This is a genomic window from Rhizobium beringeri, assembly GCF_004306515.1.
In the GTDB taxonomy this organism is placed as follows: domain Bacteria; phylum Pseudomonadota; class Alphaproteobacteria; order Rhizobiales; family Rhizobiaceae; genus Rhizobium; species Rhizobium beringeri.
Genome location: NZ_SILG01000001.1, coordinates 3,618,603 through 3,633,810 on the forward strand (window position 1 = coordinate 3,618,603; position 15,208 = coordinate 3,633,810).

The 15,208-nt window shown below is 61.5% G+C and carries 13 protein-coding genes and 1 pseudogene; 13 read left to right on the forward strand and 1 reads right to left on the reverse strand.

Annotation, left to right across the window (positions count from 1 at the left end; translation table 11 throughout):
- Positions 1 to 231 precede the first annotated feature (231 nt).
- The 12 genes and pseudogenes from ELH03_RS18180 to ELH03_RS18235 all read left to right on the forward strand — a co-directional run bounded on the left by ELH03_RS18180 (position 232) and on the right by ELH03_RS18235 (position 12,138).
- Complete coding sequence (locus tag ELH03_RS18180) at positions 232 to 2,088, forward strand: M3 family oligoendopeptidase (protein ID WP_128402868.1); 1,857 nt, start codon at positions 232 to 234, stop codon at positions 2,086 to 2,088.
- A 91-nt stretch (positions 2,089 to 2,179) separates the two neighbouring features.
- Positions 2,180 to 3,340, forward strand: a complete 1,161-nt coding sequence (locus ELH03_RS18185) for an aminodeoxychorismate synthase component I (RefSeq protein WP_128402867.1) — start codon at positions 2,180 to 2,182, stop codon at positions 3,338 to 3,340.
- Positions 3,337 to 3,966 carry an aminotransferase class IV family protein gene (locus ELH03_RS18190; RefSeq protein ID WP_128402866.1) on the forward strand — a complete coding sequence of 210 codons (630 nt, stop codon included), beginning with the start codon at positions 3,337 to 3,339 and terminating at the stop codon, positions 3,964 to 3,966. Before ELH03_RS18185 ends, ELH03_RS18190 begins: the two co-directional genes overlap by 4 nt.
- Positions 3,967 to 3,968: 2 nt before the next feature.
- Positions 3,969 to 4,160 (forward strand): annotated as a pseudogene (locus tag ELH03_RS18195) (YciI family protein); the annotation flags it as partial.
- 39 nt (positions 4,161 to 4,199) lie between these two features.
- Positions 4,200 to 4,565 (forward strand): nuclear transport factor 2 family protein, encoded by a 366-nt coding sequence (locus ELH03_RS18200; RefSeq protein ID WP_128402864.1) that lies wholly within the window; start codon positions 4,200 to 4,202, stop codon positions 4,563 to 4,565.
- A 195-nt stretch (positions 4,566 to 4,760) separates the two neighbouring features.
- Positions 4,761 to 6,212, forward strand: a complete 1,452-nt coding sequence (locus ELH03_RS18205) for a homospermidine synthase (protein WP_128402863.1) — start codon at positions 4,761 to 4,763, stop codon at positions 6,210 to 6,212.
- 171 nt (positions 6,213 to 6,383) lie between these two features.
- Positions 6,384 to 6,752, forward strand: coding sequence for an outer membrane lipoprotein Omp10 (gene omp10, locus ELH03_RS18210; protein WP_018243526.1), 369 nt, complete (start codon positions 6,384 to 6,386; stop codon positions 6,750 to 6,752).
- 27 nt (positions 6,753 to 6,779) lie between these two features.
- The gene (locus ELH03_RS18215; protein WP_130766568.1) at positions 6,780 to 7,100 is read left to right on the forward strand and encodes a hypothetical protein; all 321 of its coding nucleotides are present in this window, start codon (positions 6,780 to 6,782) and stop codon (positions 7,098 to 7,100) included.
- Between the two features lie 174 nt (positions 7,101 to 7,274).
- A complete protein-coding gene (locus ELH03_RS18220) occupies positions 7,275 to 9,191 on the forward strand; it encodes a bifunctional metallophosphatase/5'-nucleotidase (protein ID WP_128402861.1) in 1,917 nt (638 codons plus the stop codon).
- A 126-nt stretch (positions 9,192 to 9,317) separates the two neighbouring features.
- Complete coding sequence (hemH, locus tag ELH03_RS18225) at positions 9,318 to 10,352, forward strand: ferrochelatase (protein WP_128402860.1); 1,035 nt, start codon at positions 9,318 to 9,320, stop codon at positions 10,350 to 10,352.
- A 286-nt stretch (positions 10,353 to 10,638) separates the two neighbouring features.
- Complete coding sequence (locus tag ELH03_RS18230) at positions 10,639 to 11,679, forward strand: SPFH domain-containing protein (RefSeq protein WP_011653489.1); 1,041 nt, start codon at positions 10,639 to 10,641, stop codon at positions 11,677 to 11,679.
- A gap of 3 nt (positions 11,680 to 11,682) precedes the next feature.
- On the forward strand, positions 11,683 to 12,138 hold the full coding sequence (locus tag ELH03_RS18235) for an NfeD family protein (protein WP_003542867.1): 456 nt from the start codon (positions 11,683 to 11,685) through the stop codon (positions 12,136 to 12,138).
- A gap of 28 nt (positions 12,139 to 12,166) precedes the next feature.
- Here the strand turns inward: ELH03_RS18235 and ELH03_RS18240 are convergent, their stop codons facing one another.
- Positions 12,167 to 13,162, reverse strand: coding sequence for a KpsF/GutQ family sugar-phosphate isomerase (locus ELH03_RS18240; protein ID WP_130766569.1), 996 nt, complete (start codon positions 13,160 to 13,162; stop codon positions 12,167 to 12,169).
- Between the two features lie 143 nt (positions 13,163 to 13,305).
- Here ELH03_RS18240 and ELH03_RS18245 point away from each other — a divergent pair, with 143 nt between their 5' ends.
- Positions 13,306 to 14,847: an outer membrane beta-barrel protein gene (locus ELH03_RS18245; protein WP_130659303.1), complete on the forward strand. Its 1,542-nt coding sequence runs from the start codon at positions 13,306 to 13,308 to the stop codon at positions 14,845 to 14,847.
- Positions 14,848 to 15,208 lie beyond the last annotated feature (361 nt).

Genomic DNA, 15,208 nt, shown 5'->3' on the forward strand with positions numbered 1-15,208 from the left:
TTTTAACAATTGCAACAGGTCGTTTTCGTGCCGAAGCGAGCCTTTTCATGCGCCGAAAGCCCCTTGATGCCGGGCCTTGGCACGCTGACAGCGCCGCGCGTCTTTCAGACGCACAAAGGTCGCTGTAACACTTTCAATCAACGCATCATGCTTTCCGAAAATCGATTCCGATTTCCGGGCCGATGCGCTAGACAATCAGACCTGTTATAAAAGTGGAGAGGAATTGCACCCATGAAAATCACGCTCCCGCATGCCGGCCTTCATTTGTCGGCAGCAGCACCGGCTGGGGCCGCCGACCCGGCGCTCGGCGATCTGCCGGTCTGGAAGCTGCAGGATCTTTATCCCTCCGCTACCTCCACCGCCTTCGTCGCCGACATGGAAAAGGCCGGCAAGGCCGCAATCGCCTTTGAAGAAAAATGGAAGGGCAAACTCACTGAGGCGGCGGCGAAGACCGGCGCTGAGGGCATCGGCGCGGCCCTGAAGGAATATGAGGCGCTGGACGACATCATCGGCCGCCTCGGCTCCTTTGCCGGCCTCACCTATTTCTCCGACACCACCAACCCGATAAACGGCAAGCTCTATGGCGACGTACAGGCCAAGATCACCGAATTTTCCGGCCATCTCCTGTTTTTCGCGCTGGAACTGAACCGAATTGACGACGCGGTGATCGACGCCTGCATGGCGAATGATCCCGCCGCCGGGCACTATCGTCCTTGGCTGCTCGACCTCAGGAAGGACAAGCCCTACCAGCTCGACGACAGGCTGGAACAGCTCTTCCTCGAGAAATCGATGACATCGGCCGCCGCCTTCAACCGCCTCTTCGACGAAACCATGGCGGAACTTCGCTACGACATCGATGGCGAGAAAGTGCCGCTCGAAGTGGCGCTGAACAGGCTGCAGGAAAAGGATCCTGAGGCGCGCCGCAAGGCAGCCATGGCGCTCGCCGAAACCTTCAAGGCGAATATCCGCACCTTCACGCTGATCACCAACACGCTTGCCAAGGACAAGGAGATCGCCGACCGCTGGCGCGGCTTCGAGGACATCGCCGACAGCCGCCACCTGGCAAACCGCGTCGAGCGCGAGGTCGTCGATGCGCTGGCCGCAGCCGTCCGCGAAGCCTATCCCCGCCTTTCGCATCGTTATTACAAGATGAAGGCGAAATGGCTCGGCATGGAGCAGATGAATTTCTGGGACCGCAACGCGCCCCTTCCGGAAACCTCCAGCGCCATCATCTCCTGGCCGGAGGCGAAGGACACGGTGCTTTCGGCCTACGGCAATTTCGCTCCCGAGATGGCTGATATCGCCAGGCGCTTCTTCGACGAACAGTGGATCGATGCCCCGGTCCGTCCCGGCAAGGCGCCCGGTGCCTTCGCCCATCCGACGGTTCCCTCGGCCCATCCCTATGTGCTCGTCAATTATATGGGCAAGCCGCGCGACGTGATGACGCTCGCCCACGAACTCGGGCACGGCGTGCATCAGGTTCTCGCCGGTGCGCAGGGGGCACTGATGTGCCAGACGCCGCTGACGCTCGCCGAAACCGCGTCCGTCTTCGGCGAGATGCTGACCTTCCGCGCGCTTCTGCAAAGGACCACCGACACGCGCGAGCGCAAGGCGATGCTCGCCCAGAAGGTCGAGGACATGATCAACACGGTCGTGCGCCAGATCGCCTTCTACGAATTCGAGCGCAAGCTCCACACCGCCCGCAAATCAGGTGAGCTCACGGCTGACGACATCGGCGAACTCTGGCTCTCCGTTCAATCGGAAAGCCTTGGGCCGGCGATCAGCATTTCCGAGGGATATGAGACCTATTGGGCCTATATCCCCCACTTCATCCACTCGCCCTTCTATGTCTACGCCTATGCCTTCGGCGATTGCCTGGTGAATTCGCTCTATGCCGTCTACCAGAAGGCCGAGAAGGGCTTCCAGGAGAAGTATTTCGAACTGCTGAGGGCCGGCGGCACCAAGCATCACTCAGAACTGCTGAAGCCTTTCGGCCTCGACGCCACCGATCCGTCGTTCTGGAGCCAGGGCCTGTCGATGATCGAAGGGCTGATCGACGAGTTGGAAGCGTTGGACCGAGCGGCCTGATCAGCCCTGTCCCCACGCCAAGCCTCTTCCCGCAAGCGGGGAGAGGCACCGGCTGGCAGACGAGGGTCGCGCTCCAAGAAAGACGCCGCCGATGGCCGAAACCCAACCCTATATTCTGTTCCGCGACGACGCGACCGGACAGGTGATGCTTTTCGCCGAGCCGGCAGAGATCATCCTTGCCAGGACGCGCGCCGAGTTCTTTGCAGGCCTTGCCCGGATGGAGCAGGCCAAGACCGCAGGCAAATGGCTTGCCGGCTACATGGCCTATGAGGCCGGATACCTCTTCGAAGAAAAGCTCGCTCCCTTCGCCGGGGAGCATCGCGAAACCCCGCTACTCTGTTTCGGTGTGTTCGACGCTCCGCAGCCGGCTGCGCATCCGCTTGCCCAACCAAAACAACGCCCCGAAAACGAGGAGTTTCTCACCGCTCCGAAAGCCGCCTGGGATTTCCCTATATATAAGGAGCGCTTCGACCGCCTCCATGAGCACCTGCGGCTTGGCGACGCCTATCAGGCGAACCTCACCATGCCGGTCGAGGCCCGCTGGAACGGTGATCCCCGTGCCGCCTTTTGGTCGCTGATCGAACGCCAGCCAGTCAAATACGGCGCGCTGGTCGATCTCGGCGGTCCGGTCATCCTTTCACGGTCGCCCGAACTTTTCTTCCGCACCGATGAAGAGGGCTGGATCGAGACCCATCCGATGAAGGGCACGGCAAAACGCGGCACGACTGCCGCCGAGGATGCCGAAATCATCGAGGCCATGCGCCGCGATATCAAGACGCAAGCGGAAAACCGCATGATCGTCGATCTCCTGCGCAACGATATCTCCCGCATCACCGAGGTCGGCACGCTTGACGTCCCGAAGCTCTTCGACATCGAGACTTATCCGACCGTCCACCAGATGGTGAGCCATGTGCAGGCAAGGCTCCGCCCGGATCTTTCGATCCGCGACATCTTTTCCGCGCTCTTCCCCTGCGGTTCGATTACCGGCGCGCCGAAGATGCGGGCAATGGAAATTCTCCATGCGCTCGAGGATGTCCCGCGCGACGCCTATTGCGGCGCGATCGGCATGATCTCGCCCACCGGCGCCATGCGTTTTTCCGTCGCCATCCGCACCATCACGCTTTTTGAGGGCGGCAGGGCCGTCTTCAATGTCGGCGGCGGCATCGTCTTCGATTCGACCGCCGAGGCCGAATATGAGGAATGCCTGCTCAAGGCCCGCTTCGCCGTCGGCGACCAGTGGATTGCGCGATGATCGATTTTTCGCTGATCGAGACGCTGCGCTGGCAGCCCGGCGAGGGCTTCATCCGCCTGCGGCTGCATCTCGCCCGGCTTTCCCGCTCCGCCCGTCGCCTTGGCTTCCCGCAGCCGATCGAGGCGGCGGCCAAGCTCGACGAAGCCGTTGCAGGTGCTGCCGGTCCGCTGCGCATCCGCCTGACCTTCGATGCGCAAGGCCGCATCGAGGTGACGCGCGCCGCCTTCGTCCCGCTGGCGCCCGATACTACCTGGATCGCCCGCCTCGCCGAAACCCGTCTGAATTCCGCCGACAAGCTGCTGCGCGTCAAGACCACGCGCCGCGCCGTCTACGAGGCCGCGCGCGCCGAATATAGACCTGATGAGGCCGATGAAGTCATCCTTTTGAACGAACGCGGCGAAGTCTGCGAGGGCACCATCACCTCGATCTTCCTGGACGACGGAACCGGCATCCTGCGTACCCCGCCCATCTCCTGCGGCCTGCTCGCCGGTGTGCTGCGCACCGAGCTCATCTGCCGGCGCCAGGCTCGCGTCGGCCGCCTCACGCTTGCCGATCTCGATGACGGCACGCTTTATATCGGCAACTCGCTGCGCGGCCTGATCCGCGCAAACCTTCTGAGGAACTGACCATGTTCATTCTTTCCCTCACCTATGTAAAACCCAACGATGAAGCCGACAGGCACATGGAACCGCACATGGCCTGGGTGAAGGAGGGTTATGCAAAGGGCTGGTTCCTCGCTTCCGGCCGCAAGGTGCCGCGCACCGGCGGCGTGATCCTCGCAATCGGCGATCGCGCTGCGATCGAGACCTATGTCGCCGCCGCTGGAAACCCTGAAGCGCTGATTTGACAGGAGCCGATCATGGATGATCTCGCCGCCCATCTGAAAGAGCTCGAGGAAAAACTCGTCGACCCGTCGGTTCGCGCCTCGCGGGAGATGCTGACTGCGCTCCTCTCTCACGATTTCCGGGAAATCGGCAGTTCCGGACGGCTCTATACCTTCGACATGATCGTGCCTGCTCTTTTGGTCGAGCATCGGATGGGAACGTCACGCGGCGAGCATTTCGAAACCCAAAGACTTGCCGAGCACATCGCGCTCGTCACCTATCGCGCCATTTACACAGAGGCCGACGGAAGCGAAAGACGAACGCTGCGCAGCTCCATCTGGCGGCTGGAAGAAGATGGGCACTGGCGCATGCTCTTCCACCAGGGCACCGTCATCAGTTAAGCCAAGCCGTGCCGGCTCCCGATCCCAGGACGGCTTCGCCGGCCTCTATCGCCGCTCGATATTTGGCCTTTCCCCCTCAATGCTCTTTATTGTGACGTCGTTTTATGGTTAGAGCCGGTCACCTCGCACTCTCTGCGGCAATTTCAAAACAATTCTCGGGCTGAACGCCTTCGTCCCCTTCCACAGGAGAAAAGAATGACGGAACAGAATTATCCGGTATATGCCGAAATTACCGGTCCGATCGTGATGATCGGCTTTGGCTCCATCGGCCGCGGCACACTGCCCCTGATTGAGCGCCATTTCAAATTCGACAAGAGCCGGATGGTCGTCATCGACCCGCGCGAAGAGCCTTCCGACATGGAGATCCTGAAGAAGCACGGCGTTCGCCACATCAAGGAATATGTCACCAAGGACAACTATAAGGAACTGCTGAAGCCGCTGCTGACGGAAGGCGAAGGCCAGGGCTTCTGCGTCAACCTCTCGGTCGACACCTCCTCGCTCGACATCATCAAGCTCTGCCGCAAACTCGACGTTCCCTATGTCGACACCGTCGTCGAACCCTGGCTCGGCTTCTATTTCGACAAGGGCATGAGCAATGCCGACCGCACCAACTATGCGCTGCGCGAAACTATGCGCAAGGAAAAGGCGAAGAACCCGGGCGGCGCCACCGCCGTCTCCACCTGCGGCGCCAATCCGGGCATGGTCTCCTGGTTCGTCAAGCAGGCGCTCGTCAACCTCGCCAACGACATCGGCCTCAAATTCGAGGAACCGGACCAGCACGATCGCGAAGGCTGGGCAAAGCTGATGAAGAAGCTCGGCGTCAAGGGCGTCCACATCGCCGAGCGTGACACCCAGCGCACCAAGCATCCGAAGCCGCTCAACGTCTTCTGGAACACCTGGTCCGTCGAAGGCTTCATTTCTGAGGGCCTGCAGCCGGCCGAACTCGGCTGGGGCACACATGAAGAATGGATGCCCAAGAACGCCAAGAAGCACAAGAAGGGCAACAAGGCGGCGATCTACCTGGAACAGCCGGGCGCCAACACCCGTGTGCGGACGTGGTGCCCGACGCCCGGCCCGCAATATGGCTTCCTCGTCACCCACAATGAGTCGATCTCGATCGCCGACTTTTTCACGGTCCGCGACAAGGACGGCGAAGTGACCTTCCGCCCGACCTGCCACTATGCCTACCATCCGGCCAACGACGCCGTGCTCTCGCTGCATGAGATGTTCGGCAATGGCGGCACGCCGCAGCCGGTCCACCACGTTCTCGATGAGGACGAGCTGGAGGACGGCATCGACGAACTCGGCGTCCTGCTCTACGGCCATGAGAAGAATGCCTACTGGTATGGCTCACGCCTGTCGCTGGAAGAAACCCGCCGCATCGCGCCTTACCAGAACGCCACCGGCCTGCAGGTCACATCAGCCGTCCTCGCCGGCATGGTCTGGGCGCTGGAAAACCCGAATGCCGGCATCGTCGAAGCCGACGAGATCGATTACAAGCGCTGCCTCGAAGTGCAGATGCCCTATCTCGGCCCGGTCGAGGGCCACTACACCGACTGGACCCCGCTCGACGGCCGCCCGGGCCTCTTCCCCGAGGATATCGATACCAAGGATCCCTGGCAGTTCAGGAACATCCTCGTTCGCTGAGATCGCCTGTACGGCTTCGACAATGCCCGCCGCAAGGCGGGCATTTTTGTAACGCCGGCTGTCTAAATGCCGCCCGCTGCCCTTCCAAGGCTTGCCTTCATGCCGGGCGCGCGCCATGTTTTGCCCGAACTTGGCGGGTGTCCGCCGCGCCGATTCGCCGGGAGAAGCCTTATGAAAATCAGAACTGGTCTCGTTCTTGTCGGTGCAGCGGCCGCTCTTGCCGCCTGCGTTTCATCAGAGCCGCGCCGCCTGCCGGTTGCAACCGCGCCGGCCGCCACCGGCGTCGAAGGCAACTGGAGCGATCCGAACGGCATCGTTTCGACCTTCCAGGGCGGTACTTTCACCACCCGCACGACCGACAGCAACCAGCTTCTTGCCTCGGGCACCTATATCAATACTTCACCGACCCTGGTGGAGATCAACATGACCTCGCTGGTGCGCAAGACCCAGTCCAAGGTCAATTGCGCCCTCGTCAACCCGAGCCAGCTCAATTGCACCTCCGATTCCGGTGCACAGTTCACGCTTTCCCGCCGCGGCTGAAAGATGAGACGATAGGCTAAGCATATAATGCGAGCCTTCGCCGGTTATCTCATTCTGATGCTCGCAATGCCGCTTGCGGCAATTGCGGTCGTTTTGCCGGCCAATGTCTATCGTGCCCAGGGCATCGCCGCTCCCGATTGCGACGGGCCGGCGCAGGTGCTGATCTTCGCCGTGCCTGCTGTGCTGATCTATGGCGCAGGCGCGCTCCTTGCCCATCGGGCCGGCCGGCGCTTTCATCGCCTTGTTTCCGTTCTCTGCTTGGTCATAGCACTCGCTGCAGTTCCGAATATTGCAGAGGCCGTGCACGAACTCTATCGAAACGCCGCCGATGGCGAATGCCGGGGATAAGCAACCCGGCTTTTTTACCCTGCCCCCTTGGAAAGCGTCCCGCCTGGCCCAGCTTTCTCTTGCGGTCGTGCATCGTCTGATGGAACATCCGCAGGCCGGGAAACCGCCCCGGCGCACGATGAAAAAGATCGGCGAGGATCAGGGGGATCTTTCGCCTCAATCAGGAGAACAGGGATGACGAAGTCTTTCAGCTTCGGTCTTTTGACCGCGTCCATGCTGGCGCTGAGCGCGGGCGCCGCCTTTGCGGATTACGAACTCAATATTCTTCATATCAACGATTTCCATTCACGCATCGAATCGATCAATAAGTTCGACTCTACCTGCTCGGCAGAGGAGGAAGGCAAGAAGGAATGCTTCGGCGGCGCCGCCCGCCTGAAGACCGCGATCGACCAGCGTCGTCAGGCGCTATCGGGCAAGAACGTCCTCCTCCTCAATGCCGGCGACAATTTCCAGGGCTCGCTCTTCTACACGACCTACAAGGGAGCGGCCGAAGCCGAATTCCTGAACCTGATGAAGTTCGACGCCATGACTGTCGGCAATCATGAATTCGACGATAGCGAGGACGGGCTTGCGACCTTCCTCGACAAGGTGCAGTTCCCTGTCGTGACGGCGAATGTCAAGGCGACAGCCGCCTCCAAGCTCGGCGACCGCATCAAGCCCTCGCTGGTGCTCGATGTCGGCGGCCAGAAGATCGGCATCGTCGGCGCCGTCACCAATGATACGGCAGAGCTTTCCTCCCCCGGCCCGAACGTGACGATCGCCGATGACGTCCAGGCCATTACTTCAGCCGTTCAGGATCTGAAGGGCCAGGGCGTCAACAAGATCATCGCGCTGACCCATGTCGGTTATCCCCGCGATCTTGCCCTGATCGCCAAAATCCCGGATGTCGATGTCGTCGTCGGCGGCCATTCCCATAGCCTGCTCTCCAACACCGACCCCAAGGCCGAAGGCCCCTACCCGACGATGGTCGACAATCCCGGCGGCTATAAAGTGCCGGTCGTCCAGGCCGCCTCCTACAGCAAGTATCTCGGCGACCTCGTCGTCAATTTCGACGATAGTGGCGTCGTCAAGGATGCCAAGGGCGATCCGATCCTGATCGATTCCACCTTTACGCCCGATCCGGCCGTCATCACCCGCATTGCTGAATTGGCAAAGCCGATCGAGGAATTGCGCAAGAAGGTGATCGGCGCCTCCGAAAGCCCGATCGAGGGCGACCGCAAGGTCTGCCGCGTCAAGGAGTGCTCGATGGGCAATCTGGTGGCCGACGCCATGCTCGATCGTACCAAGAATCAGGGCGTCACCATCGCCGTTCAGAACGGCGGCGGTCTGCGTGCTTCGATCGATGGCGGCGAGGTCACCCAGGGCGAAGTCATCACCGTCCTGCCTTTCCAGAACACGCTCGCCACGTTTGAACTGACCGGCGCAAACGTCGTCAAGGCGCTCGAAAACGGCGTCAGCCAGATCGACCAGGGCGCCGGCCGTTTCCCCCAGGTCGCCGGCCTGAAATTCTCCTTCGACCAGTCGAAGCCCGTCGGCAGCCGTGTCAGCGATGTGCAGGTGAAGGACGGCGACAATTTCGCTCCGATCGATCCGGCCAAGACCTACAAGGTCGCGACCAACAACTTCATGCGGGCCGGCGGCGACGGCTATGTGATCTTTAAGGAAGGCCAGAACGCTTATGATTTCGGCCCGGATCTTGCCGATGTGACTGCCGAATACGTCGCCGCGCATTCGCCTTACAAGCCATACACGGATGGCCGCGTCACGGAACTGGCGCAGGTAGCGCCCGCTCCTTCCACTTCCGAGCCGGCGCCTGCCGCACCGGCTGCCCCCACACCTGCTGCCCCGGCACCAGCAGCACCGGCTCCAGCTCCAGCACCCGCGCCCACCGCGGAACCCGCACCGGCAGCCTCCGCACCTGCCGCAACGACGCCTTCCACCCATGTCATCGCAGCGGGCGACACCTTCTGGGATCTCGCCGTGACCTTCTATGGCGACGGCACGTTGTGGCGGAAGCTTTCGGATGCCAATGGCAAGCCAAACCCGCGTCACCTGACGGTCGGCAAGGAGATCGAGGTCCCCGCCAAGTAAGACGATTTGTCCCGATGCCACTGGCCGGTCCGGGGTTTCCCGGGCCGGCTTTTGTTTCTATAGGGTGAACCACGATCTCGAGCCTACGTATAAGCCGACGAGACAGAAAGAGCTTTTGGGGCCAGAATGACAGCAGATATTTCACTCCGCCCGGCGGACCATGCGGCCGTCAAGTCAGGCAAGGTCGGTGTCCTGCTGGTCAATCTCGGCACGCCTGATGGCACCGACTATACCTCGATGCGCCGCTATCTCAGGGAATTCCTGACCGATCGCCGGGTTATCGAATGGTCGCCCTGGAAGTGGTATCCGATCCTGTTCGGCATCGTCCTCAACACCCGCCCGCAGAAGGTCGGCAAGGCCTATGAGCTGATCTGGAACAAGGAGAAGAACGAAAGTTATCTGCGCACCTACACCCGCAACCAGTCGGAGCTGATGGCCGAGCGCCTGAAGGATCTTGATAACGTCAAGGTCGACTGGGCGATGCGCTACGGCACGCCGTCGATTGCCTCGCGCATCGACGCGCTGAAAGAGGAGGGTTGCGACCGCATCGTGCTCTTCCCGCTTTATCCGCAATATGCGGCGGCAACGACCGCCACCGTCAACGACAAGGCCTTCCAGAAGCTGCTCTCGATGCGCTGGCAGCCGGCGCTACGCACCGTTCCCGCCTACCATGACGACGAGACCTATATCGAAGCGCTCGCCGCGTCGGTCGAAAGGCATCTTTCGACCCTCGACTGGAAGCCCGAGATGCTGCTCGCCTCCTTCCATGGCATACCGATGTCCTATTTCAAACAGGGCGACCCCTACTACTGTCAATGCCAGAAGACCGGCCGGCTGCTGCGCGAGCGGCTCGGGCTGACCAAGGAAAACTTCACGGTCACCTTCCAATCCCGCTTCGGACCGGAGGAATGGCTGCAGCCCTATACCGACAAGACCGTGGAAAAGCTCGCCAAGGACGGCGTCAAGCGCATCGCCGTCATCAATCCCGGCTTCGTCTCCGACTGTCTGGAAACGCTGGAGGAAATCGCCGAACAGGCCGCCCATTCCTTTCACGAAAATGGCGGCGATAAGTTCGCGCATATTCCCTGCCTCAACGACGGCGAGGACGGCATGAAGGTGCTGGAAAAGGTCGTCCGTCGCGAATTGCAGGGCTGGGTCTGAGAGACTCCTTCAGAAAGCGGCGTCGGACGAGTAGCTAAAGCATGTCGCGCAAAAGTGTGAAGCGGTTTTGCGATAACGACATGCGTAGAAACAACGACTTAAAGCGCGGGAACGAATCAGAAAGATCGCGACGCGTTTTAGCAACAGCCCAATGACTTCGCCGAAACGAAACCTCCTTTTCACTTGGAGCCCAGGCGGTTGCGCCCTCATTTCTTCCTCGCAAATAACGTGCTAACTCACCACATGAGTTGGGCAGGCGCGCATGCGCCGATAGGAGGAATTTTTCATGCTGTTCGGCGGCTTCGACATCGTCGTGATCGTGCTGGTCATCTTCGTCATCCTGGTGCTCTTTGCCGGGATCAAGACCGTGCCGCAGGGCTACCGCTATACGATCGAGCGCTTCGGGCGTTATACCCGCACGCTGGAGCCTGGCCTCAACCTCATCACCCCCTTCATCGAGCGCGTCGGCGCTAAGTTGAACGTGATGGAGCAGGTGCTGAACGTGCCGACCCAGGAGGTGATCACCAAGGATAATGCCTCGGTTTCGGCCGATGCCGTCTCCTTCTATCAGGTGCTGAACGCCGCCCAGGCTGCCTATCAGGTCTCTAACCTCGAAAACGCCATCCTCAATCTCACCATGACCAACATCCGCTCGGTCATGGGTTCGATGGATCTCGACGAACTGCTCTCCAACCGCGATGCGATCAACGACCGGCTGCTGCGCGTCGTCGACGAGGCCGTGCATCCCTGGGGCATCAAGGTCACCCGCGTTGAGATCAAGGACATCCAGCCGCCACGCGACCTCGTCGACGCGATGGCCCGCCAGATGAAGGCCGAGCGCGAGAAGCGGGCGCAGGTGCTGGAGGCTGAAGGCTCGCGCAACGCGCAGATTCTGAGGGCCGAAGGCGCCAAGCAATCCGCCATTCTCCAAGCCGAAGGCCAGCGCGAGGCCGCCTTCCGCAACGCCGAAGCCCGTGAACGCCTGGCCGAGGCCGAAGCCAAGGCGACGAAGATGGTCTCCGAGGCGATCGCCGCCGGCGACATCCAGGCGATCAATTATTTCGTCGCGCAGAAATACACCGAAGCGCTCACCTCGATCGGTTCGGCGCCCAATTCCAAGATCGTGATGATGCCGATGGAAGCCTCTTCTATCCTCAGCTCGCTTGGTGGCATCGGTGCCATTGCCCGCGAAGTCTTCGGCGATGCCGGCAACAGCCCGTCGACACCGCTGCCCGTGCCGCCGCGTCCGCGCCCCGCACCGGCGCGCTCGACGCCGCCGATCAATCCGTCGACCCCCAATCCTTTCAATCCCGAGCAGGAGCGATAAGCCATGCTGGCGAAGATCGTCGCCGAACTCGGTCCGTGGAGCTGGTGGGTCGCAGGCCTCGTGCTGCTCGCAGCCGAGATGATCGTTCCCGGCTTCTTCCTGGTCTGGATCGGCCTTGCCGCCTTGATCGTCGGCGCGCTGTCGCTGCTCTTCTGGGACAGCGCTTTCTGGGTCTGGGAGTTGCAGGCGATCCTTTTTGCGCTTCTCGCCGTTGCCACGACCTTCGCCGGCCGCCGGCTGACGCTGCGCAATGCGACGACCGACGAGCCCTTCCTCAATCAGCGTGGTGCAAGCCTCGTCGGCCGCACCGCCACCCTGCACGAACCGATCCGTGAGGGCCGCGGCCGCATCCGTCTCGACGATACGCTGTGGCAGGTGATGGGGCCTGATCTGCCCGTCGGAACACAGGTAAAGGTGGTTTCGAGCAACGGCCGCGACCTGACGGTCGAGCCCGTCTAATCAGATGCCCCTGATCGAACGAGCCTGATCAGGCGACGCCGATGCGCAGCAGGTCGTGGAAATGCACCAGCCCGACCGGCCGGCAGTCATCGTCGATGACGATCAGCGCGCCGATGTGATGCTGGTTGAGCAGCGCCAGGGCTGCGGTCGCCAGCACCGTCGGCTTCACCGTCTTCGGTGTTTTCGTCATGATGTCGTCGACGGCAAGCTCTGAAAGATTGCGTGTCAGGTTGCGCGCCATGTCGCCTTCGGTGACGATGCCGCAGAGCCGCCCATCTTCATCAAGCACCCCGACGCAGCCGAAATGCTTGCGCGACAGCACGGTGATCGCCTCCGGCATCGGTGTGCCCTTGGCAACGAGTGGCAGCCGCTCGCCGGTATGCATGACATCGGCGACATGCATCAGGCTCGCACCGAGTTTGCCGCCGGGGTGGAAGACGTGGAAATCCGTGGCGGTAAAGCCGCGCGCCTCCAGAAGCGCCACCGCCAGCGCGTCGCCGATTGCAAGCTGCATCAGCGTCGAGGTCGTCGGCGCCAGCCCATTCGGGCAGGCCTCCTGCTCGTTCGGTATCAGGAGGACGATATCGGCGGCGGTCGCCAGCGAAGAACGGTCGCTGCAGGTGATGGCGATCAGCGGAATGGAGAAGCGCCGCGTGAAGGAAATGATGCTCTTGAGCTCGGCGCTCTCGCCGCCTTTGGAAATCGCCAGCACGACGTCGTCGCGCGCGATCATGCCGAGATCGCCGTGATTGGCCTCCGCCGCATGCACGAAAAAGGCGGGCGTTCCGGTTGACGCGAATGTCGCCGCGAGCTTGGCGCCGATATGCCCGCTCTTGCCGACGCCAGTGACGATGACGCGTCCGGAGATGTCGCCGATGACTTCGACGGCGCGGGTGAAAGGACCGGCCAATCCATCGTCAAAAGCCTGTTCGAGCGCTTCGAGACCGCGTCTTTCAGTCTCTATCGTGCGTTTTGCCGACTCAAGCACACTGTTTTCGACGAGGTTGATCGCTCTTCTGTTCATGAAATTGCGTTAGACCTTTTCACTTTCCAAGTCCACCCCGCAGTCTTTCCGAATTGTGAACAGCGCCCGCCGACGGCAACGAATGGTTAACCACAAGGCTTTACCTTTGGGTAAGAACCGAAAGCATGTCAGGCGCGAATTGCATGGGCCAGCCAAAACAGACGAGCAGTGTGATGCCGCTCCGCGCCATGAGCCGTGCCGTCTCTTTTGCCGTGCTGAGTACCCTGCTTTTCAGCCAGACCGGAGCCTTCGCGCAGTCCGCTTCGCCGCAACCGGCAAACAGCAGCTTCGCCACCTCCCAGGATAACCGCGCCACCAACAATGCCGCATCCGCCGCCGGTTTCGATGACGAGACCGACGATACCGCCACTCCTGCGGCAAACGGCACGACCGCGAATGCGGACGATACCCAGCAGCGGCCCGCCATACCGGACGCACAAGCCGGCGACGACATTACCGGTTCCATCCTCGACGAGGACATACGCCGGCTGAACACCCGTGAAGCGCCGCTCGACGAGACGCTGCCACGTCGCAGGGCTGCCGAAAGCGCCTCGACAGCGGAAACGCCGGGAATCCCGATCGGCACGTTTGTCCTCCGCCCGAGCGTCACCCAGAGCATCAACACCGAAACCACCAAGGACGGCAATACCAGGCAACGGCGCGCCTTTCTCGAAACGGATGCGGCAGCGACCCTGACCTCCGACTGGGGCCGGCATCAGCTGACCGTAACCTCGGAAGGCGCCTGGCAGAAGAACATCAGCGGCGAGGGCGAGGAACAGCCCTCCTTTAAAGTCAACGGCGACCTCAGGCTCGATCTTCCCGACGATACGACCGCGCACCTCACCGCCGGTTATAATTTCTACCGCGAGGATACGGACGATCCCGACGCCATCGCCGACGCCGCGCAGCAGTCGGACGTCCAGGAATTTTCGGCCGGCGCCTCCGTCCAACGCGATTTCGGCATCCTGCGCGGCACGACGGCACTGGCGCTGACCCGCTCGATCTATTCGGATGCCAAGCTTGCGAACGGCACGACCGTCGCCCTCAGCGATCGTAACCAGACGACGGGCACGCTGCGCGGCCGCGTCGGTTACGAGCTGTCTCCCGCGCTCATTCCCTTCATCGAGGCGACGATCGGCCGTTCGGTCTACGACGAGACGCGCGATTCTGCCGGTTATGAGCGTTCCGGCCATAGCTATGGCGCCAAGGCGGGCGTCGAGGTCGATCTCGGCGAAAAGCTGAAGGGTGAAGTCGGTGTCGGCTACGAGATGGCGGATTTCGAAGACAGCCGACTGTCCTCGATCGATACCGCCACGCTCGATGCAAGCCTGCTCTGGTCGCCGATCCGCGGCACCGATGTCAATCTCGACCTACAGACGAGCATCCAGCCCTCGACCACGGCAGGCGAGAGCGGCTACGTCTCGCACGCGCTGACGACGACAGTCACTCACCAACTGCGCGACAATCTGGTCGGGACGATGATCGGCGGGGTGATATGGCGCGATTATCCCACGGATAGCACCATCAACGACGAGCTCGTCTATACCGCCGCAACCGGCCTCACCTGGAACATCAACCGTTATCTCGATCTGACCAGCACGCTCGGCTACGAGCTGACGACCCGCAAGGAAGGCACCGATTCGCAGCAATGGCGAGCCGGGGTCGGTCTCAAGCTGAAACGCTAGAGCCTTTCCTGGTCAGATTGAAGCATTCTGCCGGAGCAGGTTTTCGTCAGGGCAGAGGGGATTGGCGAAGGGCATACCCCTTGGTACGTCCGAGCCGATCGCCTCTGATCCTGGCGCAAAGATGCCCGGCCCTTCGGGTTGGCTGAAACGGGCCGGCTGATCGACCGGCCGGCTTGGCCGTAGAGCTTGGCTACGACGCGCGCCGGCCGGTCGACCATCCGACTCCGTTTCAGCCAACAGAATGCTGCAATCTGACCAGGAAAGGCTCTAGAGCATTCCAGCAAAACTGCGCAGCGGTTTTGCGTCCGGGATTGCGTGAAGACAAAAAGATAGAGCATTCTGTGATCCGCAGAAAAACGGA